This window comes from Halomonas sp. HL-93 (assembly GCF_900086985.1).
In the GTDB taxonomy this organism is placed as follows: Bacteria; Pseudomonadota; Gammaproteobacteria; order Pseudomonadales; family Halomonadaceae; genus Vreelandella.
Genome location: NZ_LT593974.1, coordinates 1718606 through 1744751 on the forward strand (window position 1 = coordinate 1718606; position 26146 = coordinate 1744751).

General features: G+C 55.5%; 25 protein-coding genes. 20 read left to right on the top strand and 5 right to left on the bottom strand.

Annotated features, from left to right (window positions below):
• Positions 1-214 precede the first annotated feature (214 nt).
• Positions 215-601 (bottom strand): glutaredoxin family protein, encoded by a 387-nt coding sequence (locus GA0071314_RS07870; protein WP_074396125.1) that lies wholly within the window; start codon positions 599-601, stop codon positions 215-217.
• A gap of 256 nt (positions 602-857) precedes the next feature.
• Here GA0071314_RS07870 and mpl point away from each other — a divergent pair, with 256 nt between their 5' ends.
• Genes mpl through GA0071314_RS07885 form a run of 3 tightly spaced genes read left to right on the top strand, consistent with a single transcriptional unit; the run spans position 858 to position 3529 of the window.
• Positions 858-2243: a UDP-N-acetylmuramate:L-alanyl-gamma-D-glutamyl-meso-diaminopimelate ligase gene (mpl, locus tag GA0071314_RS07875; protein ID WP_074396126.1), complete on the top strand. Its 1386-nt coding sequence runs from the start codon at positions 858-860 to the stop codon at positions 2241-2243.
• A complete protein-coding gene (locus GA0071314_RS07880; protein WP_074396127.1) occupies positions 2243-2902 on the top strand; it encodes a flavin prenyltransferase UbiX in 660 nt (219 codons plus the stop codon). The genes mpl and GA0071314_RS07880 overlap by 1 nt, the downstream gene beginning before the upstream one ends.
• A 3-nt stretch (positions 2903-2905) precedes the next feature.
• Positions 2906-3529: a LysE family translocator gene (locus GA0071314_RS07885; RefSeq protein WP_172822097.1), complete on the top strand. Its 624-nt coding sequence runs from the start codon at positions 2906-2908 to the stop codon at positions 3527-3529.
• Here the strand turns inward: GA0071314_RS07885 and GA0071314_RS07890 are convergent.
• Both GA0071314_RS07890 and GA0071314_RS07895 read right to left on the bottom strand, forming a co-directional pair.
• On the bottom strand, positions 3515-4447 hold the full coding sequence (locus GA0071314_RS07890; RefSeq protein ID WP_074396128.1) for a diguanylate cyclase domain-containing protein: 933 nt from the start codon (positions 4445-4447) through the stop codon (positions 3515-3517). The two genes, GA0071314_RS07885 and GA0071314_RS07890, sit on opposite strands and share 15 nt — an antisense overlap.
• Positions 4444-5298 carry a hypothetical protein gene (locus GA0071314_RS07895; protein ID WP_074396129.1) on the bottom strand — a complete coding sequence of 285 codons (855 nt, stop codon included), beginning with the start codon at positions 5296-5298 and terminating at the stop codon, positions 4444-4446. Before GA0071314_RS07895 ends, GA0071314_RS07890 begins: the two co-directional genes overlap by 4 nt.
• Before the next feature lie 192 nt (positions 5299-5490).
• On the opposite strand from GA0071314_RS07895, the gene GA0071314_RS07900 reads away from it, so the two are divergent.
• The 11 genes from GA0071314_RS07900 to lipB all read left to right on the top strand — a co-directional run bounded on the left by GA0071314_RS07900 (position 5491) and on the right by lipB (position 15846).
• Complete coding sequence (locus tag GA0071314_RS07900; protein ID WP_074396130.1) at positions 5491-6798, top strand: glutamate-5-semialdehyde dehydrogenase; 1308 nt, start codon at positions 5491-5493, stop codon at positions 6796-6798.
• Positions 6795-7448: a nicotinate-nucleotide adenylyltransferase gene (nadD, locus tag GA0071314_RS07905; RefSeq protein WP_074396131.1), complete on the top strand. Its 654-nt coding sequence runs from the start codon at positions 6795-6797 to the stop codon at positions 7446-7448. The genes GA0071314_RS07900 and nadD overlap by 4 nt, the downstream gene beginning before the upstream one ends.
• Positions 7449-7515: 67 nt before the next feature.
• The gene (rsfS, locus tag GA0071314_RS07910; protein ID WP_074396132.1) at positions 7516-7896 is read left to right on the top strand and encodes a ribosome silencing factor; all 381 of its coding nucleotides are present in this window, start codon (positions 7516-7518) and stop codon (positions 7894-7896) included.
• Positions 7893-8360 (top strand): 23S rRNA (pseudouridine(1915)-N(3))-methyltransferase RlmH, encoded by a 468-nt coding sequence (gene rlmH / locus GA0071314_RS07915; protein ID WP_074396133.1) that lies wholly within the window; start codon positions 7893-7895, stop codon positions 8358-8360. The genes rsfS and rlmH overlap by 4 nt, the downstream gene beginning before the upstream one ends.
• Positions 8361-8423: 63 nt before the next feature.
• Entirely contained in the window at positions 8424-10331 is a 1908-nt protein-coding gene (gene mrdA, locus GA0071314_RS07920; protein WP_074396134.1) for a penicillin-binding protein 2, read from the top strand.
• 2 nt (positions 10332-10333) lie between these two features.
• Positions 10334-11491, top strand: a complete 1158-nt coding sequence (rodA, locus tag GA0071314_RS07925; RefSeq protein WP_074396135.1) for a rod shape-determining protein RodA — start codon at positions 10334-10336, stop codon at positions 11489-11491.
• A 47-nt stretch (positions 11492-11538) separates the two neighbouring features.
• The gene (mltB, locus tag GA0071314_RS07930) at positions 11539-12591 is read left to right on the top strand and encodes a lytic murein transglycosylase B (protein WP_074396136.1); all 1053 of its coding nucleotides are present in this window, start codon (positions 11539-11541) and stop codon (positions 12589-12591) included.
• A complete protein-coding gene (locus tag GA0071314_RS07935; protein WP_074396137.1) occupies positions 12591-13541 on the top strand; it encodes a septal ring lytic transglycosylase RlpA family protein in 951 nt (316 codons plus the stop codon). Before mltB ends, GA0071314_RS07935 begins: the two co-directional genes overlap by 1 nt.
• A 67-nt stretch (positions 13542-13608) precedes the next feature.
• Positions 13609-14808: a D-alanyl-D-alanine carboxypeptidase family protein gene (locus GA0071314_RS07940; RefSeq protein WP_074398479.1), complete on the top strand. Its 1200-nt coding sequence runs from the start codon at positions 13609-13611 to the stop codon at positions 14806-14808.
• 58 nt (positions 14809-14866) lie between these two features.
• Positions 14867-15178 (top strand): HP0495 family protein, encoded by a 312-nt coding sequence (locus GA0071314_RS07945; protein ID WP_074396138.1) that lies wholly within the window; start codon positions 14867-14869, stop codon positions 15176-15178.
• Positions 15178-15846, top strand: coding sequence for a lipoyl(octanoyl) transferase LipB (gene lipB, locus GA0071314_RS07950; protein WP_074396139.1), 669 nt, complete (start codon positions 15178-15180; stop codon positions 15844-15846). Before GA0071314_RS07945 ends, lipB begins: the two co-directional genes overlap by 1 nt.
• Before the next feature lie 21 nt (positions 15847-15867).
• Here lipB and lipA read toward each other — a convergent pair whose 3' ends face one another.
• Positions 15868-16923, bottom strand: coding sequence for a lipoyl synthase (gene lipA, locus GA0071314_RS07955; protein WP_074396140.1), 1056 nt, complete (start codon positions 16921-16923; stop codon positions 15868-15870).
• Positions 16924-17368: 445 nt separating this feature from the next.
• On the opposite strand from lipA, the gene GA0071314_RS07960 reads away from it, so the two are divergent.
• The 6 genes from GA0071314_RS07960 to GA0071314_RS07985 all read left to right on the top strand — a co-directional run bounded on the left by GA0071314_RS07960 (position 17369) and on the right by GA0071314_RS07985 (position 24767).
• Entirely contained in the window at positions 17369-19666 is a 2298-nt protein-coding gene (locus GA0071314_RS07960; protein ID WP_074398480.1) for a DUF3141 domain-containing protein, read from the top strand.
• A 291-nt stretch (positions 19667-19957) separates the two neighbouring features.
• Complete coding sequence (topA, locus tag GA0071314_RS07965) at positions 19958-22588, top strand: type I DNA topoisomerase (RefSeq protein ID WP_074396141.1); 2631 nt, start codon at positions 19958-19960, stop codon at positions 22586-22588.
• Complete coding sequence (locus tag GA0071314_RS07970; protein ID WP_074396142.1) at positions 22585-23046, top strand: DUF6586 family protein; 462 nt, start codon at positions 22585-22587, stop codon at positions 23044-23046. The genes topA and GA0071314_RS07970 overlap by 4 nt, the downstream gene beginning before the upstream one ends.
• A gap of 55 nt (positions 23047-23101) precedes the next feature.
• Complete coding sequence (locus GA0071314_RS07975; RefSeq protein ID WP_074396143.1) at positions 23102-23566, top strand: hypothetical protein; 465 nt, start codon at positions 23102-23104, stop codon at positions 23564-23566.
• Between the two features lie 92 nt (positions 23567-23658).
• The gene (locus GA0071314_RS07980) at positions 23659-24291 is read left to right on the top strand and encodes a L,D-transpeptidase family protein (RefSeq protein ID WP_074396144.1); all 633 of its coding nucleotides are present in this window, start codon (positions 23659-23661) and stop codon (positions 24289-24291) included.
• A gap of 212 nt (positions 24292-24503) precedes the next feature.
• Entirely contained in the window at positions 24504-24767 is a 264-nt protein-coding gene (locus tag GA0071314_RS07985) for an Lpp/OprI family alanine-zipper lipoprotein (protein ID WP_074396145.1), read from the top strand.
• A gap of 113 nt (positions 24768-24880) precedes the next feature.
• Here the strand turns inward: GA0071314_RS07985 and GA0071314_RS07990 are convergent, their stop codons facing one another.
• The gene (locus tag GA0071314_RS07990) at positions 24881-26119 is read right to left on the bottom strand and encodes a L,D-transpeptidase family protein (protein ID WP_074396146.1); all 1239 of its coding nucleotides are present in this window, start codon (positions 26117-26119) and stop codon (positions 24881-24883) included.
• Between the last annotated feature and the right edge of the window lie 27 nt (positions 26120-26146).

Consider the following 26146-nt stretch of genomic DNA (forward strand, 5'->3'; position numbering starts at 1 on the left):
TTTGCTGCTTTTTCTCCAGGGCTTGTGACCCTAAGGAAAGACTATTAAAGCAGCAAAACAGACACGGTCAGCTCGAAAGCCATGCCATTAACATAGAGAGTAGTGGTTACATCCTACAATCGAAATAATGACTGACCTCATTCATCTACTGAATGACGTGGGCCGTGTTCAGGGATTTAAAGGCGGAAGATCGACGAAAGAAGGGGCTGTAGGTTTAACCAAATCGCTTGTGTAGCCAAGCGTTAATGGCGTCGGACTCATACAGCCATTCGTCGTGACCGTCGTCGTGGGTAATCTTTAGGCAGGGGACTTTGACTTTGCCACCGCCTTCTTGCAGTTCCTTGCGATAGTCAGGATCAAGTTGAGCATCGCGTTTTTCGATAGACAGGCCGAGGCGAGCCATTTCCTTGCGTACCTTGATACAAAACGGGCAACTGCGGAATTGATAAAGCGCAAGCTTTTGACATTCAGCGTCGACCCGGGCCTGTTCCTCAGGCGTGCGCGTTACCGATTGTGGCGTTGAGAGTTTCTCGGATACCAGCATGATGGGCGCGAGCACCACGCGGAGGCCGCGGAAAAAGTAGCGTACCAATGTGCGCATAAAGTAACCCTCGTCGTCTCAATGCTTACCGTCTGGGTAGAGCAATGCAATGCGTAAGCGTGTTGGCTGAGCGGGCATCGTGCAATATCTCAACGACGTTGTCACTGAATGATGCGTCTCTTGCGCCATTAAGCCGCGCATTGCAGGGTCTGGCTACAGAGAGGTGAACCGCTACGTCACAGCTTAAGAAAGGTGAGCCATAAGGCTTGGCGTGCTAGGCTTGCGAGCTGTTTGGGGGTTGTTGAGAGGCGTAGCGATGCATCTGCATATTATCGGAATTTGCGGCACTTTTATGGGCAGTTTGGCACTGCTGGCTCGAGAACTTGGCCACCAAGTGAGCGGTTCTGACGGCAATGTCTATCCGCCAATGAGTACCCAGCTTGAGGAAGCGGGTATCAGCCTGATGGAAGGCTACCAGGCGGCGAATTTACAGCCTGCCCCCGACCTGGTGGTGGTGGGTAACGCGCTTTCCCGAGGCAATGATGAAGTGGAGGCGTTGCTGAACAGCGGCGTGCCCTATACCTCGGGAGCCCAATGGCTGGCAGAACATGTGTTGCCCGGTCGGCGCGTGATTGCGGTGGCAGGCACGCATGGCAAAACGACTACGGCGAGTTTATTAGCCTGGCTTTTAGAAAGTGCTGGGGTGTCGCCGGGGTTCTTAATCGGCGGTGTGCCGCGTAATTTTAACGTATCGGCTCGGCTGGGCGCGCCCGATGCGCCTTTTGTGGTTGAAGCCGATGAGTACGATACGGCGTTTTTCGATAAGCGCTCTAAATTCGTTCACTATCGCCCGCATATCGCCGTGCTTAATAATTTGGAGTTTGACCACGCGGATATTTTTCCCGATCTCGCCGCTATTGAGCGCCAGTTCCATCATTTGGTACGTACCGTGCCCAGCCATGGCCGCTTGCTGGTGGCTGATCGGCAGCCCGCGCTTGAGCGAGTACTGTCTCAGGGAGTGTGGACTCCGGTGGATTATCTGGGTGACCACCCGGATAGCGCTTGGCAACTGCGACTGGAGCGCCCGGATGCCAGCCGCTTTCAGGTGATTTATCGCGATTCTGCAACGGCACGTGAAGAAGATGGTGTCGTGGAATGGGTGCTAACCGGCGAATATAACGCTCGCAATGCGTTGGCTGCTTTGGCTGCTGCCAGACTGTGTGGCGTGGACCTGGCGCGTGGCTGTGCGGCGCTGGCGCGATTTGAGACGCCACGCCGCCGCCAAGAAGTACGCGGTGAGGTCAGCGGTATTCAGGTCATTGATGACTTTGCCCACCATCCAACCGCTATTGCGGCAACGCTTCAGGGCCTAAGGGCCGCCACGCCCAAAGGGCGCCTGCTGGCGGTGATAGAGCCCCGCTCCAACACCATGCGGTTAGGGGCGCTGCGTGATCGGTTGAGTGAAAGCGTGGCCGAGGCCGACGCAGTCTTCTGGTTTCAACCGCCGACGGTGGCATGGTCGATGGAGACGCTAGTGGATAACCTGGCGCACTCGACACTTTACGATGACATCGATGCCTTGGTGAATGCCGTCGTCACTCAAGCGTCACCTCAAGATCGTATTGTGGTGATGTCCAACGGCAGCTTTGAAGGCGTTCACGAGCGTTTATTGACTGCACTAATGGCCAAGGAGGGGGCGTAATGACAAACGCGCCTACATCGCCGTTTAAAACCCCGGTAACCGTCGCGCTTACCGGTGCCTCCGGCGCGCAGTATGGGCTTCGCTTAATTGATGTGCTGGTGGCGGCCGAGCATGAAGTCTGGGTAATGATCTCCAAAGCGGCCCATATGGTCATTGCTACCGAAACCGAGATTACCTTACCGGCTCAGCCCGAACGGTTGGCGCAGGCGCTAAGTGAGCGGAGCGGGGCGGCGGTAGGTCAAATACGTTGTTTTGGCCGTGAGGACTGGATGGCGCCTGTCGCGTCGGGGTCGGGGGCTGCCTCTGCCATGGTGATTTGCCCGTGTTCAACGGGCACGCTGTCGGCCGTAGCGACTGGCGCGAGTAACAACCTGATTGAACGGGCGGCTGACGTAGCGGTGAAGGAGCGGCGCACGCTGGTAATAGTGCCCAGGGAAAGCCCGTTTTCACCCATCCACCTGGAGCATATGCTAACGCTGAGTCGGCTTGGAGTCGTCATCCTGCCAGCCGCACCGGGTTTTTATCATCACCCCCAGTCTATTGATGACTTAATCGACTTTATCGTGGCGCGCATTCTCAATCAGTTGGGTATTACGCATCAGCTGATGCCCCGTTGGGGAGAAGACCAATCGCCTACTTCAAGTTTCAAGGATGAATAACGCATGATGTCATGGGCCACGCTTTCGGTGTTTGTCCCCACCTTTTTGTTTGTCTCTTTAACGCCGGGAATGTGTATGACGCTGGCAATGGTCTTAGGTATGACCCAAGGCGTTAAGCGAACCCTGTGGATGATGATTGGCGAGCTACTGGGGGTAGGGTTAGTGGCTGCCGCGGCGGGCGTCGGGGTGGCGGCACTCATGCTTCGTCAGCCAGCGCTATTCATGGCGTTTAAATGGGTGGGCGGTGCGTACTTGGCCTACATCGGGATTATGATGTGGCGCTCTCGTGGGCGCATGGCCATTCCCAACGAGCTTGAAGCAGGGCCACCTGCAGGGCGCTGGCAGTTGGCTTTCCAAGGATTTTTAACGGCGGTAGCCAACCCCAAAGGGTGGGCTTTTTTTATGGTACTGCTGCCGCCTTTTTTGGATAGTAGCCGCCCACTGAGCTATCAACTGGCCATGCTGATTGCGGTGATATTGATCATCGAGTTTGCCAGTATGCTGGTCTATGCCACCGGCGGTAAAACACTGCGCCGTGTGCTGGGTAGAAGCGACAATGTCCGTTTACTTAATCGTATCGCGGGGACGCTGATGATTGGCGTTGGCGCTTGGCTAGCGCTTGGCTAATGCGCTACCGCGACCTTCTAGTCGCTGAAGATAGTGCTCAAAGTCCTCTTTAGGGCAAGGCAGGCAAGCGGCGATGCGAACTTCAACCTGCCCGGTTTCAACCAGCACGCGTCGAGACAGAGCGCGCTGAAGGCGATCTCGAACCAGCAGCGCTCCACTTTCGCTGGTGTCGGGCAGTACCAGCCAAAAGGTAGCACTGTCGGCGCGCCCCAATAGGTCATGATCTCGGCAGCAGCTGTAAACCTCAGTACATAAGGCGCTCAGTAGGGCTTCGGCGGCACGCGGGCCGAACTGTTCCTCTGCCATGTCTCGCTGGGGTAAGTGAATAACCAGCACGGCCAATCGCTGATTGAGCATGTCGGCACGCTGGTATTCACTGTGCAGGCGCTCTTTTAAGGTGTCGATGTGGTAAGCGTCGCACTCGCTGTCATTGGGGTCGGTGGCCCTTAGTAGTGCTCGGCGCCGTGCATGCTCCCAGCGCGGCAACGCCAGTAAAAGCCCTAGCGCCACGTAGCCCATCATCAACGTTGGCGATGCTTGGCTTAGTGCAGGCATAAACCACCAGAGCGGGAGCAGGGTCATGTGCAACACCACCGCACCGGCCAGCGGAAGCAGCAAAAAGGCGGCGGTCATCGGTAAGCCGAACCAGATCAGTGGCGTATTGGGCTGATAGTAAAGTGCGGCGATGACGCTTGCGTAAGTGCAAGCCAATAGCACAAGCCTAGGCAAATGGGCGCGTATATCCTGGCCTAAGTGAAGCAAAAAGGCGGCCAGCAAAAGCAGTACCATAAAACTGGGCACTACCAGATCGCGATATTCACCCATGGCATATAGCCAAACGGCATAGCTGATCATTAAGACAACGCTGGCCATATAGGCCAGCGTCATTAATTGCCTAGGGAATTGATGCTGTGTCATAGCTGGCCCCGAAGTGCGCCAGCCGGTTGTCGGGTGAGGGTGGTTAATGTCGACGCGTTTGGTGCTACATCCATCAACTCGATGGGGTCGATGGCAATGTTGTCGGGTAAGGCGGTGCTGATCGCCTGAGAGCGGTCTTGTGCTTCAAGGGCGGAGCGCGACAGCATTAATGTTGCCAGGGTAGTGCCGTTGAGACGGTAGACATTCTCGAAGTCATGGGTAAGTTCGCAGAGTTTCTTGGCCGTTGGCCATAGTTGATGGCGTTTTACATGTACAACCAGCAGCTCTCCATAAATACCTTCACGGGCACAGCGGGTCTGCTCGCGGTGAATGTCGCGTACCAACTGTTCGCCAGCCCATAGGTTTAAGCCAGGAATCAGTCGCAGCCGTTGGCGAATGGCCCCATTCATATCAATAAGCTGTTGGGCGCGTGCGAGCGCTAGCAAGCACAAAATCGTCAATGAAACGACCATCAAGAGCCATGCGGGTGTCGATAGCTGGGGAGCGATCAACACCGCGCTTAGCAGACCAGCGCTGATGTTAAACGCAGCCACCCAGCTCATTTGAGGCAACATAAACAGCGCTGCCCAAGCCCAAATTAACAGCCCATGGCGTTCAGGTGCGACCGCAATCAGCCCCAGAAGGAGCGCGCCGGGCAACAACTGCCACGGCCGCCCACGCGAATAGCGATGGCTGAAATCAAGCAGCAGCGCGGTGATAAATAACCAACCCACCGATAGCCATAATACAAGCGCCGCAGAAGGTGGCGCAGCAGGTGTCCATAAGGCAAGCGCCACGGCAGCCGCCAGCAAGTTGGCCCTTAAGAGACGTATTTTGTATTTATTTTGCATGGTGGCTTACTATCAACCTTGATAGAGGCGCGTGATGGTGAGCGCGATATACGTAAACTCGTCATCATTAACGTGGCGAAAAGTGCTAAATAAGCCCTTAGTATAGCCCTTAAATAGCCTAGTATACTGCCTTGTTCGCAAGCCAAATACCACCAAGTGGTTTACGTCCACTGAGGAATCCATGGAGATCGCATGAGCGTTTCAACATCGTTCGAAAACGATGCAAAGCTATCCCTAGAGGCCGGTGATGTCACGGCCTACATGCAGGCGCTAGGCAAGGCCGCTCGCCAGGCGGCGAGCGAATTGCGGCGTGCTGACTCAGGCCAAAAGAATCGTGCCCTGGCGGCCATGGCGGGCCGATTGGATAGCGCCCGGGCAGATGTGCTGGCGGCTAATGCCCGCGACTTGGCCAGAGGTCAAGAAAACGGGTTAGACGCGGCGTTATTGGACCGTCTAGCATTAACCGATACACGCATTGACGCTATGATCGAAGGCCTGCATCAAGTAGCCGCTTTGCCCGACCCGGTAGGTGAAATTAATGATATGCGCTATCGCCCCAGCGGTATTCAAGTGGGCAAAATGCGCGTTCCGCTAGGCGTTATCGGCATTATTTACGAGTCGCGCCCTAACGTCACCATGGAAGCCGCCAGTCTATGCCTTAAAGCCGGCAATGCCTGCGTGCTGCGGGGCGGCTCTGAGGCCCGTGAGTCCAACGCGGCCATCAGTGCTTGTATACAGGCAGGCCTTAGTGACGTGGGGCTACCCTTGGGGAGTGTCCAGGTAGTGGCGACGAGCGACCGCGCAGCGGTTGGGGCGATGATCACCATGCCCGATTACATCGATGTGATTATTCCACGTGGCGGCAAGTCGCTTATTGAGCGTATTTCCCGTGAGGCGAAGGTGCCGGTTATCAAACACTTGGACGGTGTTTGCCATGTTTATATCCATACCCTGGCGGACCCTGCCAAAGCATTAGCCATTGCGGTTAATGCTAAAACCCATCGCTATGGCACCTGTAATACGATGGAAACCTTGCTGGTGGATGCAGCGATTGCTGACCTGCTGTTGCCTGAGTTAGCCCGCAGCTATGCCCAGCACGACGTTGAACTGCGCGGCTGTGAGCAAACCCTAGCGCTGTTGCCCCAAGCACTGCCCGCCAGCGAAGATGACTGGAGTGCCGAGTATCTAGCCCCCATCCTTGCTATCAAAGTCGTTAACGACATTGATGAAGCGATGGCCCACATTGAGCGCTACGGATCGCATCATACTGACGCGATTGTGACCGAAGACTATTCACTGGCGCGCCGATTTATGGCCGAGGTGGATTCAAGCTCGGTGGTCGTGAACGCCTCGACCCGTTTTGCCGATGGGTTTGAATACGGCTTAGGGGCGGAAATTGGTATTTCGACGGATAAGTTGCATGCCCGCGGCCCGGTGGGGCTGGAAGGTCTTACTACCCAGAAGTACGTGGTCATGGGCAACGGTCAGGTGCGTGAATGACCCAGCCTGCACGGATCGCTATGCTCGGTGGCACTTTTGACCCGGTGCATATTGGTCATCTGCGTAGCGCAGTAGAACTCCGCGATAGCCTAGGCTTGGACACGGTGCATATGATACCAGCACCGCAGCCACCGCTGCGCGGCGCGCCACAGGTATCGCCGCACCAGCGTCTGGCGCTTTTGGAGGCGGCTATTGGCGACACGCCAGGCCTCAAAGCTGACGCTCGCGAGCTTGAGCGAGAGGGGCCTTCGTTTAGCGTGGACACGCTGCGCTCGCTGCGCCAGGAATACGGCGACCAGGCACGTCTGGTCATGGCAATTGGCTGGGACGCGTTTTTGCGCCTTGCGCAATGGCACAAGCCTGAGCAGCTGTTTGCGTTTGCCCATCTGGTGGTCATCGCACGCCCGGGCCATACTGAAGAACCATCGGCATCGCTTTTGGAACTGCTGGGCGAGCGGGAAGTCGATAGCGTGTCCCGGTTAATGGCTGTACCTCACGGGCGCATGTTACGCGTGACGCTACCCACCGCCATGGCCATTTCGGCGACTCAAATCCGCCAGTGGCTGAGCGAAGGTAAAAGCGTTCGCTATTTAGTGCCAGAAGCGGTGGAAAGCACCATTTTAAACGAAGGGCTGTATCAACGCTGGTAGTACGCTCATTAGCCGTTACAATGGCCCGCTTTAAAAGGCGCATTACACGGGGTTATCGTTAGGAGATATGCACATCGACACATTAAAGAGCTTAGCGCTTGATGCGCTTGAAGAATTGAAGGCTCGCGATATCGCTCAGTTAGACGTCGCTGAACTGACCGACGTGGCCGACATCATGTTAATCGCCAGTGGGACGTCCACTCGTCATGTCGCGGCACTGGCTCAAAACGTGGTGGAAAAAGCCAAAGCGGCAGGCTTGGCACCGCGCGGTGTCGAGGGTGGCGACAACGCTGATTGGGTGCTTGTCGACCTAAGCGACGTCATTGTTCACATCATGCTACCTGAAGCGCGTGCGCTGTATGACCTGGAGCGCTTATGGGCTGACTTGCCCAGTGACATCTCGCGGCGAGAGCTTCCAGTGGGGGAAGAGCAGGCCAGCATGTCATGAAGATCCGCCTGTTGGCGGTGGGCAGCAAAATGCCCGCCTGGGTGGAAGAGGGTGTTGAAACTTACCGAAAGCGCATGCCTAAAGAGTTTAGCCTGGATATCGAAGAGATAGCCTTGGGGCAGCGTGGTAAGAATGCGGACATCGCACGGGCGCGTGAGCAAGAGGCGGAGCGTATTCGCAGCAAGCTACGGGGCAACGAACATCTGGTTGCGCTGGAGGTTAGCGGCAAGGCCTGGACGACCGAGCAGCTTGCAGAGCAAGCCGACCACTGGCGGCTGCAAAGTCAGGATGTGGTGCTGCTTGTGGGTGGCCCCGACGGGCTTGATCCGCACGTGTCTGCGATGGCTCACCAGCAATGGTCGTTATCACCGCTTACCTTACCCCATCCGCTGGTGCGTATTATGCTCGCCGAGCAGCTTTATCGTGCCTGGACGCTGCTGGTGGGACATCCCTACCACCGATAATACTTCAAGCCGCCGGATGCTACGGGATGCCCGTCATCGATCGAATGAGAGTTAGTCATCGCTATGCCACAGCGCTCCGACAAGCTTAAAAACACCGAGCAAGAACTACGGATTTTCCGTTCAAGAGCGCTACTGGCCATGGTGGTCGTGGTGGCCTTGACGAGCCTTTTGGTTGGTCGGTTGGCCTATTTGCAGGTAGTGCAGCACGACGTCTATAGCACGCGCTCTGAGAAAAACCGTGTCCGCGTTGAACCCTTGCCGCCCAATCGTGGCTTGATATATGACCGCAATGGTGTGTTGCTGGCGGAAAATCGACCCACCTACAACCTGACACTAGTGCGCGAGCGCGCGAAGGACGTCGATGAAACATTGGACTTGCTGGTTGAGATATTAGCGCTCAACGACGAAGAAACCGACACGTTTTTTGAGCGCTCGCAGCAATGGCAGCGGCCTTTCCAGCCGGTCTTGCTGGCCAGCGACCTCAGCGAAGAGCAAATTGCCCGTTTAGCGATTAACCGCCATCAGCTTCCTGGGGTTGAAGTGGAAGCGCAACTGCTGCGTTATTACCCCGATGCAGAAGTCATGGCCCATGCCCTGGGCTTTGTGGGACGCATTAATGCCGAAGAGGTAGAAAACCTCGACGCTAGCCGTTATGCGGGCACCCACTTTATTGGCAAAACGGGCGTTGAGCGTTTTTACGAAGATGAATTGCATGGGCAAGCGGGGCTGCGCAAGGTCGAAACCAATGCGCGAGGCCGCGTGCTACGCGAGCTTGGTCGTACCGATCCGGTACCCGGCAAGGATTTGACGCTGACGCTGGATAAATCCCTCCAGATGCTAGCCTACGAGCTAATGGATGGTCGCAGGGGGTCCATTGTCGCGATTGAACCCGGCAGTGGCGAAATACTTGCTATGGTGTCGACGCCTGGCTTCGACAGTAATCGGTTTGTTACCGGCATCGATAGAGGTTCTTACCAAGCGCTTCAGGAAAACCTCGATTTGCCGCTTTACAACCGGGCGATTCGCGGCCATTACCCTCCGGGCTCCACCATCAAGCCCTTTTTGGCGCTTGGCGGGCTTGTTGAAGGCGCTATCACACCGGATACCACCATCAACGATCCTGGTTATTACCAATTGCCCAATGATTCACGTCGTTACCGTAATTGGCTGCGCTGGGGGCACGGACGGGTGGATTTGGAACGTTCGTTGGCAGTATCCAATAACACCTTTTATTACTCATTGGCCCATGAGCTAGGCATCGATAAACTTCATGAACAAATGAGCAACTTTGGTTTTGGCCGACGTGTAGCGCACGATGTGCAAAGCGAAAGTCCAGGTTTGATGCCCTCGAGGGAGTGGAAACGCGAACGCTTTGACCAGTCTTGGTACCCAGGCGAGACCCTTTCCGCGGGGATTGGTCAAGGCTACTGGCAAATCACACCGCTGCAGTTAGCTAGCGCCACGGCGACGCTGGCTAATCGAGGGCAGTGGGTTAAGCCGCGCATGGCCCGCAAAGTTGGCGATACGCCGCTGGAACGCGACCTGCCCGATACGCCGGACAACATCAATCTGGCGCAAGACGATTGGTGGGATAGCGTATTCAGCGGTATGGAAAAGGTGGTTAGCGGTACAGAAGGGACCGCCCGCCGTACCGGCGAAGGCCTGGAGTATCGTATGGGCGGTAAGTCGGGGACTGCTCAGGTCTTCTCGCTTGGCCAAGACCAGCGTTATGAGGCCGATGAGTTGGAAGAGCGCCTGCGTGACCATGCGCTGTTCATGGCGTTTGCCCCCGTTGAAGACCCTGAAATTGCGGTGGCGGTGATCGTCGAAAACGCCGGTGGTGGTAGTACCCATGCGGCGCACTTGGCTCGGGCAATGACCGATGAATGGTTGTTGGATGACGACGCCCCTGAAGTCGATCAAGTGCGCGAGACTCTGGAAACCGATACCAGTAACGTGGAGGGGAACTAATCATGCCATGGCAGGCAATAAGTCGTTCAATGCGCGGCCGCCCGGTGCGCCCTAGCGGTGGGATCCCCAAGCGCCAAAGTATATGGGAGCGTATTCACCTAGACCCTTGGCTGTTGGGTTTATTGCTGATCCTGATGGGCAGTGGTCTGTTGGTAATCTATAGCGCCTCAGGCCAGAACATGAATGTGGTTATTGCCCAAGCCATCCGCTTTGGCGTCGCCTTGATGGCGATGTTGGTGGTAGCCCAGTTTTCGCCGATTTTCTTCTTGCGCTGGGCGCCGGTGGCTTATGGGGTCGGCGTGCTAATGCTGTTCGCGGTAGAAATTGTTGGCGATATTGGCATGGGCGCACAGCGCTGGCTGGTGATCCCCGGCGTCATACGTTTTCAACCCTCGGAAATGATGAAGCTTGCCGTGCCAATGATGGTCGCAGCGTATCTTTATCGGTGTGAACTGCCCCCCAGATTGAGAGACATTGCGGTCTGCGCGCTGATTATTGGTCTACCAGTGGCGTTGATTGCCGCCCAGCCAGATTTGGGCACCTCGTTACTGGTGGCCAGTGCCGCGATCATTGTCGTTCTGTTAGCCGGCTTGTCGTGGCGGTTGATCGGCTTGGTCTGTGCGTTACTGGCGGCAGGTTTCCCCTTGTTGTGGATGAACCTGCACAACTATCAGCGTCAGCGTGTGTTGACCTTCCTTAACCCTGATACCGACCCGCTAGGGTCAGGCTGGAATATTATCCAGTCGACCACCGCGATTGGTAGCGGCGGGGTGTTCGGCAAGGGCTGGCTGCAGGGGACCCAGTCACAGCTCGAATTTTTACCCGAGCCCCACACTGACTTTATTGTGGCCGTGCTGGGCGAGGAATTAGGCCTTATCGGCTTGGTGGTATTTATCTTTCTGTATCTACTGATTGTCGGGCGAGGTCTCTGGTTGGCCAGCGAATCTCAAAATACCTTTGGCCGTTTAATCGCGGGCAGTATTATCCTGACGTTTTTTATCTATGTGTTTGTCAATGTCGGCATGGTGAGCGGTATTTTGCCGGTGGTTGGGGTTCCTTTGCCATTAGTCAGTTATGGCGGCACCTCAAGCGTGACCTTGCTGGTAGGCTTCGGTATTCTCATGTCGATCCACGCGCATCGTCGGCTTCTTCCACGCTAGCAGGGCGAGAGGCAAAGCAGAATGCATTTCACAGGAGCAGTGAGTGAATGAGTAAAGCCAGAAGGATGGCAAGTGTCGGCATTGTGAGCTTCGTGTTCGGCAGCATAGCGCTGCCCCTCTTGGCGGAGGACGCGACAGATTTTGACCCGCAGCACCATGAAGGCGCACGCTCGCTTGTGGAAAGCCTTGAGGAAGACGGGTTGCCAGGTGACTGGTTAACCCGCCAACTGCGACATGCCAAGCTGCGCCAGTCGGTGTTAGATGCCATGGAGGGAGCGGCTGAACGTAATCTGGAATGGCATGAGTATCGAGATATTTTTATTACCCAGCGGCGTATTGAAGAAGGCGTTGCGTTCCAGCAGACTCATGGTGATGCGCTAGCTAAAGCGGAAGACGTTTACGGCGTTCCCCGCAATATTATTACTGCGATTATTGGTGTCGAAACCTATTATGGACGACATCGCGGCCAACATCCGGTGCTGGATTCATTGGCAACACTGGCGTTTGAACACCCTTCGCGGGGCGATTTTTTCTACCGTGAGCTGGCGGCTTTTTTGCAAATTGCCTACGAGCAGCAGGTTGACCCTACAACGCTGATGGGTTCCTACGCCGGGGCAATGGGTTACCCACAGTTTATTCCGACAAGCTATCAGGCCTACGCCGTTGACTTCGACGATGACGGTCAGCGAGATTTGTGGAACAACCCGGTGGACGCAATTGGTAGCGTTGCCAACTATTTTGCGGAACACGGCTGGCAAGCAGGTGGTGATGTCTACTATCCCGCTGAAGGGCCGGATAAAGCGCCTGCTGATCTTTCCGTGAATCAAACAACACCACCCGATACGTCGTTGGGCACGCTGGAAGCGGCGGGTATTACAACCAACATAGCGCTAGATGATAACGCCGCAGTATCACCGCTAGTGCTGACCCGTAGTGATGGTCAATTGACGTATCGGCTTGGCGATCACAATTTTTACGTGATTACCCGCTACAATCATAGCCATTTATATGCCATGGCCGTGGCTGAGCTGGCCGAGGCCATTGAAGCTGAAATGACAGGTTCGCAAACGACGGGGAGTCAGGGCGAGGGTGATACATAATGGATCAAGTTAAGGGCTATCAGCGGTTAGCAGGCACGGCTGTCGTGCTGGCATTGTTAAGTGGCTGTGCCAGCCATGAGCCAAGCACGTCAGGCCCTGCGTCGGAAAAACGCTCGAGCACCACTTCCGAGCCACCTGCCGACCGTGAGACCTCAGGTGGCCGATATGCTATGAGTGGTGATGCCTATCCGCTTGAGCCACCGGATGTCTCTGAAGTGCCCGATGCCGAGCCCCGCAATGAACCGCGTTCAACAGCGGGTAACCGTTCAACCTACGAAGTGTGGGGCAAGACCTATCAGGTTTTGTCTGATGCCAAGGGATACAGCAAGCGTGGTCGCGCTTCCTGGTACGGCGAAAAATTCCATGGCTACGCCACCTCAAATGGCGAAATTTACGACATGTATAAAATGTCGGCGGCACACCGATCATTACCGCTGCCGTCTTTTGTTCGAGTTACCAGCGAAGAAACCGGAGAGTCGGTGATCGTGCGGGTGAATGACCGTGGCCCTTTCCATAGTGATCGTGAAATTGACCTTTCTTATGCGGCGGCGTCCAAGCTGGATATCTTGGACGAAGGTACTGGCGCGGTGAAGGTCGAAGCGATTGACCCAGAGCAATGGCAGGCGGAGCGTTCAGGCAGCTCATCAACGCAAGCAACTGCTTCAAGCGATGTTTCCGAAGAACCACCGGCTTCGCCATCGAGTGAACCGGCTGAAGAGAAAACGCCCAGTGACGATGCGCTTTACCTGCAGATAGCCGCGTTAGGCAATCCTCAGACAGCTCAGCAAATGCAGGCGCAACTGAGCGATAGGTTACCCCACGATGTGCGTGTAAAAGAAGACGATGACGTTTTCCGGGTGCAGGTAGGTCCGGTTGCTGCTGACCAAGAAAGTGACGCTCGCAAAGCGTTACAAGATGCGGGCTTTACCGACGTATTTATCGTGCGATAATTGCGCACCATTATTATCCAGGCGCGTGCCGTTGGCCGCGTTTTTTCAAGTCAATGAGAATGTCATCATGAATGTGTTTCACGCTTTGTTTTCTTCCGCGCGGCTATGTGTATTAGCCGCCGCGATTGTGGTTACCCCGTCTGTCAGCGCTCAAGATGTGCCAGAGCCTCAAACGATTATTCCAGCACCGCCGCAACTGGCTGCCAGTTCGTGGATACTGATGGATGCGGATAGTGGCGAAATCCTGGCGGAGAAGAATTCTGATGAGCGTCTGCCGCCCGCTAGTTTGACCAAATTAATGACCGCCTACCTGGTTGAGCGTGAGCTAGATCGGGGCAGCATTAACCTTGAGGACCAAGTGAGCATCAGTGAAAATGCGTGGCGCACTGGCGGTTCCAAGATGTTTGTTGAAGTCGGCGAACAAGTCGCCGTTGAAGATCTGTTGCATGGCATTGTGATTGTTTCCGGTAACGACGCCAGCGTCGCCATGGCCGAGCATCTGGCCGGCGGCGAAGCCCCGTTTGCTGATTTGATGAATCAGCATGCTTCGCGGTTGGGCATGAAGAACTCTAACTTTGAAAACCCTACCGGACTGCCGGGGGAAAACCACTATTCATCCGCCCATGATATGGCGTTGCTGACCCAGCATATCGTCAACGATTACCCAGAGCATTACGCAATTTATTCACAGCGCAACTTTACTTATGGCGGTATTGAGCAACCTAACCGTAACCGTCTGCTATGGCGTGACCCTTCCGTTGACGGTTTAAAAACCGGCTGGACCTCCGAGGCGGGGTATGGGTTGGTTTCATCCGCCAAACGTGACGATATGCGTCTGATTTCTGTGGTCATGGGAACGGAGTCTGAAGAGGCCCGTGCTCAGGAAACCCAAAAACTGCTTAGCTACGGTTTCCGTTTTTTTGAAACCATGAACCTCTATGAGCGTGGAGCTGTGCTGGCTAAACCACGTATATGGGGCGGTGATATAAACGAAGTTCGCGTAGGGGTTGATGAGGACGTGACCATGACGTTGCCCCGTAACCGTAACGACGAACTGCGCGCGCGCCTAAATCTCAACTCTGAACTCCAGGCACCGCTCGCCGTAGGTGATGAAGTGGGAACGCTAGAGATTCATATGGGCGACGACGTTGTCGGTGAAAGGCAGCTAGTGGCGCTGGAAGACGTTGAGGAAGGCGGCTTTTTCAAGCAATTGCTTGATCAGGTACGTCGCTTTTTCTCCAACCTAATCAGCAATTTTACTGACTAGTAGCGAGCCGCCCCGTATGCGTGGGCGGGACATTATTTGCTAAATCATTGGGTTTGTTATGTCAAAAGGTGGACAAAAAAGCTTCCGTGATATGCGCCAGCCAGCGCCTCAAGCATCGCCGACAATCAGCTTTCCGTGCCAATATCCGCTAAAAGTGGTGGGCGATGCGACAGAAGATTTTCCGGCGCGGGTTTGTCAGGTGATTGTCCGCCATGCGCCGGACTTTGATGAAACGACCATGCACGTCGTCGATAGCCGCAACGGTCGTTTTCAGTCGGTGCGGGTCACCATCACGGCAACCGGTGAGCAGCAGTTGAGCCAATTATTCGACGAGCTTAAAGCCACTGGCCTTGTGCATATGGTGGTGTAATGGCCATGCCGCCCATCGAGCTACATGTGCTTGGGCGCAAGCCTTATCTGCCAGTTTGGCAAGCCATGCGCTCGTTGACCGATAACCGAGACGCACAAACGGCTGACCAGTTTTGGCTGGTAGAGCACGACCCGGTTTTCACCCAAGGTCAGGCCGGTAAGCCTGAGCATGTATTAATGCCGGGCGACATTCCTGTTGTGCAAACCGACCGAGGCGGGCAGGTGACCTACCATGGCCCAGGGCAGGTGGTGCTGTATCCGCTGCTTGATGTGCGCCGTGGCCAATTAGGTGTACGCACGCTGGTGACCGCATTGGAAAATGCCGTGATTAGCGTGCTGGCCGCTTATGGCGTGCCGGCGAGGGCGCGGCCCGATGCGCCAGGCGTGTATGTGGCGGGCGATGCGGGGGAGGCCAAGATTGCTTCTCTAGGGCTGCGTATTCGTCGCGGGGCAAGCTTTCACGGTGTTGCACTAAACGTGGACGGTGATCTGACGCCTTTCTCGTACATTAACCCCTGCGGCTATGCGGGTATGCCGATGACCCGCTTAGCCGATTGGGTGACGTTACCCAGCGATCATCGGGTAGGCGAGCAATTGGCCAAGGCACTGGCGAAGCAGCTAGATCGTTCTCTGGTGGCGGGCGCTGAGCCGCCAACACTAACCGAGTAGCGGTGGCGGCAAGCGGATTGCTTAACCGACGTTAAGTGCCGGAATTAGGTTGGGGTCTGGCGCTTCTTGTCCGGGTACCTTTGCTGGTGAGGCCAACCCAAGGTTGTTCTTTTCAAACACGCGGTCGGCACGGTAGCTTGAGCGAACAAGCGGTCCCGACGGCACTTCCATAAAGCCTTTCTCAAGTCCGATTTCACGATAACGATCAAATTCTTCGGGGGTGACCCAGCGCTCCACCGGCAGGTGGTTTTTGGTTGGGCGTAGATATTGCCCCAACGTGACGATATCGACGCCTATCTCGCGAAGATCATCGAACGTCTGAAGTATCTCTTCGTCGGTTTCGCCCAGACCGAGCATTAGGCTGGTTTTGGTAATCACGTCGGGACGATACCGTTTTGCGTGAGCCAGGACATCCAGCGTCTTACGGTAACCAGCCCGCGGATCACGCACGCGACTGGTCAGGCGTTCAACTGTTTCAACGTTTTGCGCAAAAACTTCTAGCCCCGAGTCGGCGACTTGTTCAATGGCCGCAGGAACCCCGTCGAAATCCGGCGTTAAAGCTTCAACAACTACTTCTGGGGTGCGCGCTTTAATGGCGCGGATACAGTTGGCGTAGTGGCTGGCACCACCGTCGTCCAAGTCATCGCGGTCAACCGAGGTGAGTACGATGTAGCGCAAACCCATCAACTCGACAGATTTTGCCGTGTTGTCAGGCTCTTCAGCGTCGAGCCAGCCTTGCGGGTTGCCTGTATCAACGGCACAAAACCGGCAGGCGCGTGTGCACACCGACCCCATTAGCATGATCGTTGCAGTGCCGTTGCTCCAACACTCGCCCATGTTAGGGCAATGGGATTCAGCGCATACGGTACTTAGCCGATGGGTGGCGACGTTCTTTTTCACTGCCTCAAAGCGCTCGCCGCCCGGGATCTGAGCGCGCAGCCACTTGGGCTTACGATCTAAAGAAGGGGCATCAATCTCAACTTTACGCTGCTTCATGCCATCTTTAATCACCGTCATACCGTGTTCATTGCGGAATTTTTCACCGCTGGGGACACGTGGCGAGGTGTTATTGCTCATAGCGAGAGAGCCTCTCTACTGGGCGGCAAGCAATGTCATGCGGCGAGGTAAGCCATGTTCGACTGCGTGCCGATTGATACGTATGTAGTAGGGCATAATGTAACATACCTTGCCTTTTGCACGACACCGCTGGCTAGACGTTGCTATGGGTATGCAGGCTACGTCGTGGCAGTGTAGTGGCCGATAATGCACTGGCTTTCAAACCCTGGGTAATAGGTTATACCAATGAGTCGTCGGTAGGCATCGACCTTTCGCGGTGATTGTCCTAAACTATATTGCATTGCAGCATCATTGCTTTCGGGTTCGATGCTTCCGCATTAACCCAATGGGAGACTCTATGAACTTCTTCGCTAACCCTCTAATGCCAACTCAAGCTCGCCCATCAGCCAGCCAAGAGAAAGCGACGGCATCTGTTACTGATGCGACGGCATCTGTTACTGATGCGATGGCGTCGCTGTTTGACCCTTTCGGGTTTGGGCGTGCCGCCTTTGACTACTGGCGAGACAGCGTTGAACGTAGCGTGCTTTACATTGATGTGATGCGCGAGCGTGGCAATCAATACCTGGAGCACATGGAGCAAACCAAGCCCAACGTGCTGGGCTTTGACACCGAAGTATTGGTGGATGGGCGCACCTTGCCGCAGCCCACCAATTACGAGTTATTACGTGTGCTGCCACCCAAGGGTATCGAGATTGACCCTCTGAAACGCCCCTTTGTGGTGGTTGATCCGCGTGCTGGGCATGGGCCAGGTATCGGCGGCTTTAAGCCCGACAGCGAGCTCGGCGTGGCATTAAAAGCAGGGCACCCCTGCTATTTTATCGGCTTCTTGCCGTTTCCCGAGCCTGGCCAGACGGTAGAGGACGTGGTCGAGTCTGAGGTAGCGTTTCTCCGTCACGTGATTGAGCGTCACCCTGAAACCACTGAAAAGCCCATGGTGGTTGGCAATTGCCAGGCTGGCTGGCAGATCATGATGGCCGCTGCCCTCGAGCCTGACGTTTTCGGCCCGATTCTGATCGCCGGCGCGCCGCTCTCGTATTGGGCAGGCGAGCATGGCAAGGCGCCGATGCGCTATACCGGCGGAATGACTGGCGGCAGCTGGATAACCGCAATGACCAGCGATCTGGGGAATGGCCTGTTCGATGGTGCCTGGCTGGTGCAGAATTTTGAACGTCTCAATCCGGCGAATACCTACTGGAAAAAGCAGTACCATCTGTTTGCCAACGTGGATACCGAGTCAAACCGCTATCTCGAGTTCGAGCGCTGGTGGGGCGGCCATGTGGTGCTGGGTGGCGAAGAGATCCAGTACATCGTCGATAACCTGTTTGTCGGCAATCGCTTGTCGACTGCGCAACTGGTAACCCGCGACGGTCGCCGGATCGATCTACGCAACGTGCGCTCGCCGGTCGTGGTGTTCTGTTCGCGCGGCGACGATATTACTCCGCCGCCCCAGGCGCTGGGCTGGATTCGTGATCTCTACGAAGACGAAAGCGATATCATCGCCAACGAGCAGACCATCGTTTACTGTCAGCATGATACCACCGGTCACCTGGGTATCTTCGTGTCGAGCAGCGTGTCGCGCAAGGAACATACCGAGTTCACGGCTAACATGGATTATATCGATGTGATGCCGCCGGGGCTCTACGAAACCACGATCACCCATGCTGATGATCACGACGAAGGCGAGCTGATCGAGCGCGACTACCTGCTCGAGTTTGCCCCGCGCGATTTCGACGAGCTGGACCGCGAGGTCATGCACAAGCCGGAGGACGACCGCCGGTTTGCCACGGTGGCGCGGATTTCTGAAATCAATCTTGGCCTTTACCGTTTGTACATGCAGCCCTGGTTGCAGGCGGTCATGACGCCGGAAGCCGCCCGCTGGATTCGTCGCATGCATCCCATTCGGCTGGGCTACAAGCTGCTTTCGGATCGTAACCCCCTGACCGTGCCGTTGCCGGTAATGGCCGAACAGGTGCGTCAGTCGCGTCACCCGGTGGGTGAAGACAACCTGTTCAAGGCGGTGGAAACCATGGCGTCGGATCAGATCGTCACCGGGCTCAACGCTTTTCGCGATGCGCGGGATAGCGCCACCGAACGGTTGTTCATGGATATCTACGGCCAACCCCTCCTGCAAGCGGCTGTCGGTCTCTACGGCGACGCGCATGTGCACCGCCGCCGTCCCGGCGCCGAGCCCGAGCACCGTCGCTTTATAGAGCAGCGCCAGGACGAACTGCGCGCCAAGATTGCCAAGGGTGGCTCTCACGAAGCCGTCATGCGCGCCCTGATCTATATTCTGGGTGGGGCGCCGGCCACCGACGAGCGCAATTTCAAGCGGCTACGCGCATCACGGGCGGCTCTTGAGCCCAACGCCAAGCTGTGCGACTTCAAGCAGTTGGTGCGTGAACAGTTCTTTATCCTGAAGCTGGACCGCGAGCAGGCGCTCAATGCCTTGCCGGCCCTGTTGAAGGGGCAAAGCAACGACGAGATCGACGCGCATATGTCGCATCTGGAAGATGTGCTGTCGGCGAGCGGTGAGCTGTCTGAGCATGTCGCATCACGCCTGTCCCAGGTCAGCGAGCTGTTCGACCAGGCCCGCCCGCCTGTCCAGAAGCAGGTGGCGTCAACTCCGCAAGCCCCGCAGCAGGCTGCCAAGGAAGTGGCTAAGACGCCTGCGGCCAAGCCGGCGACGGCGAGTGCCAAAAAAGCCACGCCAACGAAACGCAAGACCCCGCCTAAAGACGAGTAATGACGTTGAATGCGCGCTGCGCCCCTGCCCATTGGCAGGGGCGTTTGCGTTTAAAGCTCAGGATTTTTGGGTTGCCGTTGCGCTAACGGCAGTCTAGTGTCTAGCTACGCTTTGATTGAAAAGGGCGATGCTCGTCACCATCAACACGACTGTATCCTCGTGCTCACCACTGGCGCTTCGCAATGGGCTGGGGTAGGGTAGGCGCATTTTTCCGACCGCGCGGCCTCTGAGGGCTGTGGCGGCAACGTTTTCATCGCACCGTCTGCGTGTGCACTAAGAAAGTGGAGCACTATGGGCAAGTCACTGGTCATCGTCGAGTCGCCAGCTAAAGCGAAGACGATCAATAAATACCTCGGCAACGATTTCATCGTAAAGTCGAGCGTGGGTCATATCCGTGACCTGCCGACCAGCGGCTCGGGCAAGGCGGCCTCTGACCCTAAAGAGCGCGCGCGCCAAGCCGCGGCAACTCGCAAAATGTCGGCGGAAGATAAGGCCGAATACAAAAAGCGCAAGGCCCAGGATCAGCTGATACGGCGTATGGGTATCGACCCGAATAACGGCTGGGAAGCGCACTATGAAGTGTTGCCAGGTAAGGAAAAAGTCGTTGCTGAACTCAAGAAACTAGCCGAAAAGGCCGACGCCGTTTATCTGGCGACGGATTTGGACCGCGAGGGTGAGGCGATTGCCTGGCACTTGCGCGAAACGATTGGCGGTGATGATAGTCGCTACAAGCGGGTGGTGTTCAACGAGATTACCAAAAACGCCATCCAGGATGCTTTCAAAGCCCCGGGCGCGCTAAATATTCCGCGCGTTGAAGCCCAGCAGGCCAGACGGTTTCTCGACCGTGTGGTGGGTTTTATGCTATCGCCGCTGCTGTGGGCTAAAATCGCCCGTGGGCTTTCGGCAGGCCGTGTGCAGTCCGTTGCTGTTCGCTTGATCGTCGAGCGCGAGCGCGAAATACGCGCCTTTATCCCCGAAGAGTTTTGGGATGTTCATGCGGACCTCGCCTCGCCGGAAGGCGAGCAGGTACGCTTTGCGCTGGTACGCCAGGACGGCAAGGCCTTTCGCCCAACGTCTGAAAAAGACACCCTGGCGCGCATTGAACAGCTCAAAAAAGCCAAGCTGTCGATCACCTCGCGGGAAGATAAGCCCACCAGCTCCAAGCCCACGGCGCCTTTTATCACTTCTACGCTTCAGCAAGCGGCGAGCGGGCGGTTAGGTTTCTCAGTTAAAAAGACCATGACAATGGCCCAGCGGCTTTATGAGGCGGGCTACATCACCTATATGCGTACTGATTCCACCAATCTTTCCAAAGATGCGGTGGAAAGCGTGCGTACCTTTATCGGTGAAGAATATGGGCCACGTTATTTGCCCGAGGACGCCAATCGCTACAGCAGCAAAGAAAGCGCCCAGGAGGCGCACGAAGCGATTCGTCCTTCCAGCGTTGATCGCCTAGCGACCGACTTGGCGGGTATGGAGCGCGACGCCGAGCGGCTGTACGAGCTTATTTGGCGGCAGTTTGTGGCGTGTCAGATGACGCCTGCGGAATACCTATCCAGTACGCTGAGCGTTGAGGTAGACGGCTACGAGCTACGCGCTAAAGGTCGTGTGCTGAAGTTCGACGGTTATACGCGGGTAATGAAACCCAGTGGTAAAAACGAAGATCAGCGTCTGCCTGACCTGCCGACCGGTACACCAATGGCACTTGATGCGCTTGATCCTCAGCAGCACTTCACCAAGCCGCCGGCTCGCTACACGGAGGCGAGCTTGGTTAAAGAGCTTGAAAAGCAGGGCATTGGGCGTCCATCGACGTATGCTTCGATTATTTCGACGATTCAAGATCGCGGCTATGTTCAGCTCCAAAATCGTCGCTTTTACGCCGAAAAGCTTGGCGATATTGTGACAGAGCGCCTGAAGGAATCCTTCCCTGATTTGATGGATTTCTCGTTTACCGCCCGAATGGAAGACAGTCTTGACGAAGTAGCCGAAGGGGAGCGTAACTGGCAGGCGTTGCTGGACGCCTTTTATGAAGAGTTTCGTGAGGAACTGGCCCAGGCCGAAAGCGAAGACGGCATGCGCCCCAATCAGCCAGTACCCACCGATATTGACTGCCCGAGTTGCGGTCGAAAAATGCAGATACGAACGGCTTCGACGGGCGTTTTCCTCGGTTGCAGCGGATATAATCTGCCGCCCAAGGAACGCTGCAAAACCACCATTGATCTAATTCCTGGCGAAGAAGCCGTAGCCGCCGATGCTGATGAAGAGGCGGAAACCAACGCTCTGCGTGCCAAGCGTCGTTGCCCGATTTGCAGCACGGCGATGGATAATTATTTGATCGATGAAACCCGCAAACTGCATATCTGTGGTAATAGTCCGGATTGCGAAGGGTACGAGGTCGAAACCGGCAAATTTAAGATCAAGGGCTACGATGGTCCGCTTATTGAATGCGATAAGTGTGGCGCGGATATGCAGTTGAAATCGGGCCGCTTTGGTAAATATTTCGGGTGTACTAACAGCGAATGTAAAAACACCCGGAAACTGTTGAGAAGTGGCGAAGTGGCACCGCCTAAGATGGATCCTATTCCGATGCCTGAGCTTGCCTGTCAAAAAGTCGACGACCATTATGTGCTTCGTGACGGCGCAAGTGGGCTGTTTTTGGCCGCCAGCAAGTTTCCTAAAAATCGTGAAACGCGTCCGCCGCTGGTCAAAGAGCTCAAAGCCCATGCCGACGAGCTGCCCGAAAAATATCACTTTATTCTCAACGCACCCAGCGAAGATCCAGACGGTCGCCCCACGCAGATTCGTTACTCGCGTAAGTTTAAAGAGCAGTATGTGATGACCGATGAGGACGGTAAGGCCACGGGCTGGAAAGCGACCTTTGAAGGTGGTAAATGGCACGTCGAGGATAAGCGCAAAAAATGAGTGATCGTTCGCGCACCAATCAACTGCTCTATCAAGCTGAGCTTTTGGCGTTGTCTTCGAGCGAAGAAGACGAGCATGCCATCGCGCGGAGCATGGCGCAGGAAGAAGGTGCGCTTGCCCTGTTTGAGCTGGCGCTTACATCGTTGCTGCGTGAAGTCACGGAGCATGCCCGTTTAACACAGCACGAATGGCGTTATCTGTTGTCCGACGAGGGGCCGGCGATGGCGGAGCTCCAGCGACTGCGTGATCTTGCTCACGATCAAGATAGCTGGCTGTGTTGGCTGGTGATGCAGCTCGACAAATTGCATAGCAGCGACGGGGCAGCCAAGCGTCGTGCTCCCCATCCGGGGATGATTGCGGTAGGTGATCAGGCCAGCTTTCGTGAGCAGCTTATAACCCATCTCAATGCGGCTAAGCGTGAAGTCGCCGCCCTTCGTGAAACCAGCCAGGAGTGGTAGAGGGCGGCTCAGTGGGTCGCATGGGTGAACGATGCGATGGAAAATGGGAGATTTAATGCGCTACAACCAAGTGAAAGATCTAATCGCCTGGGTAGAGGGTTACCATGGGCAGTTAGCTGATCAGTACCGTGCCAAGGCAGCCGCTGCTGAAAGCGAACGACTGCAGATGGTGCTCACCTACCTAGCAGATCATGAAACGCGTATGCAGGCAGGCTTGCGCGCTGTTTTCGATGAAGAACATGAAAAACGCGATGTGCTTGAGACGTGGTTTGACGACCCCAGCGATTTTCCTCAACCACCACAATTGGAACATTTAGCCGATAAGCCTCTGGGTAACTCAATCGACGCCGTGATGAAAACGGCCATCGAAGCGAATCGTAGCCTGGAAGCGCTTTATCGTCATCGTGCCAATCGGGCGGTAATTGAACCAGAAGCCGAATTTTTTAACGCCTTGGCGGAAGGGCACAATGCTGAGCTAAGGCGCATTGTGGCAAGCATTGAAGAGCTGCAAGGTGTCTAGCGCCTAGCCTATTGGTAATAACCTCTAGGTAAGGTATAAAGCTGCTGAAAGTGGCATCTCGTCATTATCCACGTCCTGTGTGAGAGTATTGAATGAAGCCGGTCACCCGCCGCCGTTTCCTAGCATTAGCCGTAAGCTGGCCTGTTGCCGCAAGTGCGGCTGCCAGCGTTACTTTGGCATCCGAAGTCTATCCCGATCTGGTTGCCGCGGAGCTTGAAAACGCCGCTGTGCCCCGCGAGCCTGGTGAGCTATGGGTGCTGGTCGATGATAAGGCAGTAACGCTATCAATTTACCGTGGCCACCAAGTGGTCGAGGAGTTCAGGCCTATATCATTAGGACGCGGGGGCGCGAGTACCCAGCGGGTGCGCGGAGATAAAGCTACGCCACTAGGCGAATTTCGCATCAATCGCTTCAACCACGATAGCAAATGGCATATTTTTATGGGGGTCAATTATCCGACGCCTACCCATGCGCGTATGGCGCTGCAAAATGGCATTTATTCTCAGGCAGATTATGATGCCTATTTCGATTATTATCGTCGCCACCGTGAGCCGCCGCAGGATACAGTACTGGGCGGTGCCATTGGTATTCATGGGCTTGGCGAAGCGGATCCAGATATTCATGGCCGTTATCATTGGACACAAGGCTGCGTAGCGGTAAGCAATTCGCAAATTGAGCGCCTGACTGAGTTAGTCGAGGTTGGCACTCGCGTAGTGATCCGCTAAGCTGGTGTTGTTGAAGGAAGTTCGAGGTTTTAAACTCGTGGCTATAGACAACCACTGTGGACTATAATAAAACAGTGTTTGACTTACGTGCTTCGCGGCACAAGTCACTGTTAAGAACCTGCACCGCAGGTAGACAAATCTAGGCTCACCTCGTAGGCTTACGTTTGTCATACCCCTAACGTTGTACCCAAGGAAGATTCAAGGAGAACATTATGACTTTTAAGACAACTCTGAAGATGTCTGCTGCCGCCGCTTCACTGGCCATTCTGGCTGGTTGTGCATCTACTGGTGCACTGGAAGAAGTCCGCATGACAGCTGAATCAGCACAAGCTGACGCCTCTGAAGCACGTAGCAATTCTTCACAAGCTCTGAACACTGCAAACCAAGCTCAGCGCGACGCGCAAGCTGCCCTGCAGATGTCTGAGCAGAACCGTGAAGAAATGGAGCGCATGTTCGAGCGTTCTATGCAGAAGTAATATGATTTAGCGGTTGTGGGAGCTTGGCTCTTTGCAATCACTAGGCATGCAAAAAACCCCGCCTCGGCGGGGTTTTTTGTATTTAGTGGTTGTGGATGAAAATAAACAGAGGCTTACGCATCATCATCCTCGTCGCGTCGGTCAGTTAGTTCAATTCGTTCAAAAATACCCTGCTCTAGAAGATCGGTTTCTTCGTCCTCAGCGGCAGGCTCTTCTGGTTCGACGGGTGCTTGGGGGCCATACAGAGCCACAAAGCGGCCGTTGGGCGATTCTACGGCGCGCCGTACCTGGGCGTAGTCAACTGGGATGTTGTCATCTTCGGTAAGCTCGGAAACGCGTTTGATGGCTTCCAACAGCGGTTCAAAATTCTCAAGGTTCTCTTCAAGCTGCGGATACGACTGGACAAAGAGAGTGCCATCCGAGGCCCAGCCAGCTTTAAACGGCGCGTCAATCAAATTAACCTTCGTGCCGCTGGGGACGCGCTCATAAAGAGACTTGATATCTTCTGGGTACATGCGAATGCAGCCACGGCTGACCCGCATTCCAACGCCGTCCGGCCGATTAGTACCGTGGATCAAGTAGCTAGGAAGACCCAGCAGAATCGCATGTTCGCCCAGCGGGTTATCCGGACCAGGGGGCACTACCGAGGGTGCTGGATCACCACGTTCGGCTGCTTCCCGGCGCATAGACTCGGGCGGTGACCAGGCGGGATCTTTCACCTTAACGGTGGTCTTGGTTTCTCCTACTGGAGTCGCAAATTCCTCGCGACCTACGCTCACCGGGTATGTTTCAACAATGCCGGGCTTATCGGCGGGATAGTAGTAAAGCCTGAGCTCTGAAAGGTTAACCACAATACCTTCACGCTCGCCCGGTGGCAGAATGTACTGCGCTGGAATCACCACCTCGGTGCCTTCGCCGGGCACCCATAGGCTCACGTCAGGGTTCGCCATGCGGATTTCTTCAAAGCCGATATTATGGCGTCGTGCGACATCAACCAGGGTGTCTTCCTGGTCTTCGATAGTGACGGTATAACGCTCGCCGATCACATCACCTTCCTCGGGGAGATAAAAATGCCCGCGGGGAAGGTCATTCGGCGATTTCAGTGCGATTTGTTCAGCGGCTTGAATGGCGATGTCGCTCAGTTCAGGCGTATCTTGATTAGACTGCTCCTGCTCCTGCTCCTGCTCCTGCTCCTGCTCCTGCTCCTGCTCCTGCTCCTGCTCCTGCTCCTGCTCCTGCTCCTGCTCCTGCTCGTCTGCAGATTGAGCCATGACAGGAATAGATAAACTTGCCGCGAGCAGAACCGCTAAGCTGGTCGGTCCCCAGCGCAAAAAGGTATGACGAATGTTCATGGGTCTTCCTAATCAGTGAATACATCG

Bases quoted from the DNA above. Each gene is read 5' to 3' on its own strand.
- GA0071314_RS07870 (WP_074396125.1), bottom strand. From the start codon at position 601: ATGCGCACATTGGTACGCTACTTTTTCCGCGGCCTCCGCGTGGTGCTC.
- mpl (WP_074396126.1), top strand. From the start codon at position 858: ATGCATCTGCATATTATCGGAATTTGCGGCACTTTTATGGGCAGTTTG.
- GA0071314_RS07880 (WP_074396127.1), top strand. From the start codon at position 2,243: ATGACAAACGCGCCTACATCGCCGTTTAAAACCCCGGTAACCGTCGCG.
- GA0071314_RS07885 (WP_172822097.1), top strand. From the start codon at position 2,906: ATGATGTCATGGGCCACGCTTTCGGTGTTTGTCCCCACCTTTTTGTTT.
- GA0071314_RS07890 (WP_074396128.1), bottom strand. From the start codon at position 4,447: ATGACACAGCATCAATTCCCTAGGCAATTAATGACGCTGGCCTATATG.
- GA0071314_RS07895 (WP_074396129.1), bottom strand. From the start codon at position 5,298: ATGCAAAATAAATACAAAATACGTCTCTTAAGGGCCAACTTGCTGGCG.
- GA0071314_RS07900 (WP_074396130.1), top strand. From the start codon at position 5,491: ATGAGCGTTTCAACATCGTTCGAAAACGATGCAAAGCTATCCCTAGAG.
- nadD (WP_074396131.1), top strand. From the start codon at position 6,795: ATGACCCAGCCTGCACGGATCGCTATGCTCGGTGGCACTTTTGACCCG.
- rsfS (WP_074396132.1), top strand. From the start codon at position 7,516: ATGCACATCGACACATTAAAGAGCTTAGCGCTTGATGCGCTTGAAGAA.
- rlmH (WP_074396133.1), top strand. From the start codon at position 7,893: ATGAAGATCCGCCTGTTGGCGGTGGGCAGCAAAATGCCCGCCTGGGTG.
- mrdA (WP_074396134.1), top strand. From the start codon at position 8,424: ATGCCACAGCGCTCCGACAAGCTTAAAAACACCGAGCAAGAACTACGG.
- rodA (WP_074396135.1), top strand. From the start codon at position 10,334: ATGCCATGGCAGGCAATAAGTCGTTCAATGCGCGGCCGCCCGGTGCGC.
- mltB (WP_074396136.1), top strand. From the start codon at position 11,539: ATGAGTAAAGCCAGAAGGATGGCAAGTGTCGGCATTGTGAGCTTCGTG.
- GA0071314_RS07935 (WP_074396137.1), top strand. From the start codon at position 12,591: ATGGATCAAGTTAAGGGCTATCAGCGGTTAGCAGGCACGGCTGTCGTG.
- GA0071314_RS07940 (WP_074398479.1), top strand. From the start codon at position 13,609: ATGAATGTGTTTCACGCTTTGTTTTCTTCCGCGCGGCTATGTGTATTA.
- GA0071314_RS07945 (WP_074396138.1), top strand. From the start codon at position 14,867: ATGTCAAAAGGTGGACAAAAAAGCTTCCGTGATATGCGCCAGCCAGCG.
- lipB (WP_074396139.1), top strand. From the start codon at position 15,178: ATGGCCATGCCGCCCATCGAGCTACATGTGCTTGGGCGCAAGCCTTAT.
- lipA (WP_074396140.1), bottom strand. From the start codon at position 16,923: ATGAGCAATAACACCTCGCCACGTGTCCCCAGCGGTGAAAAATTCCGC.
- GA0071314_RS07960 (WP_074398480.1), top strand. From the start codon at position 17,369: ATGGCGTCGCTGTTTGACCCTTTCGGGTTTGGGCGTGCCGCCTTTGAC.
- topA (WP_074396141.1), top strand. From the start codon at position 19,958: ATGGGCAAGTCACTGGTCATCGTCGAGTCGCCAGCTAAAGCGAAGACG.
- GA0071314_RS07970 (WP_074396142.1), top strand. From the start codon at position 22,585: ATGAGTGATCGTTCGCGCACCAATCAACTGCTCTATCAAGCTGAGCTT.
- GA0071314_RS07975 (WP_074396143.1), top strand. From the start codon at position 23,102: ATGCGCTACAACCAAGTGAAAGATCTAATCGCCTGGGTAGAGGGTTAC.
- GA0071314_RS07980 (WP_074396144.1), top strand. From the start codon at position 23,659: ATGAAGCCGGTCACCCGCCGCCGTTTCCTAGCATTAGCCGTAAGCTGG.
- GA0071314_RS07985 (WP_074396145.1), top strand. From the start codon at position 24,504: ATGACTTTTAAGACAACTCTGAAGATGTCTGCTGCCGCCGCTTCACTG.
- GA0071314_RS07990 (WP_074396146.1), bottom strand. From the start codon at position 26,119: ATGAACATTCGTCATACCTTTTTGCGCTGGGGACCGACCAGCTTAGCG.